Here is a 359-nt window from a genome sequence, read left to right as displayed (position 1 = left end):
CGAAGTCGTAGTTGAGCAGGGCCTGGAACAACGGCGTGCGCGAACGGTCCCGGTCGGCCACCAACGCGTCCACGACCTGCTCGAACGGCACATCCTGATGCGCGTACGCACCCAGAGCCGTCTCCCGCACCCGCCCCAGCACCTCACGGAACGACGGATCACCCGACAGATCCGCCCGCATCACCAACGTGTTCACGAAGAACCCGATCAAGTCCTCCGTCTCGGCACGGTTCCGGTTCGCCACCGGCGTGCCCACCACCACGTCCTCCGACCCCGCATACCGCCCCAACAACACCGCGTACGCGGCCAACAACGTCATGAACATCGACACACCGCACTCACGCGACACCTCACGCAGG

General features: G+C 65.7%; 1 protein-coding gene. It reads right to left on the bottom strand.

Annotated features, from left to right (window positions below; translation table 11 throughout):
• A partial coding sequence (locus AAW13_RS43795; RefSeq protein WP_338059090.1) for a condensation domain-containing protein occupies window positions 1-319 on the bottom strand: 319 nt, incomplete at its 3' end.
• Between the last annotated feature and the right edge of the window lie 40 nt (window positions 320-359).

It is taken from the genome of Streptomyces humi (assembly GCF_001005085.2).
In the GTDB taxonomy this organism is placed as follows: Bacteria; Actinomycetota; Actinomycetes; order Streptomycetales; family Streptomycetaceae; genus Streptomyces; species Streptomyces humi.
This window is presented reverse-complemented; position numbering and strand designations above follow the sequence as displayed.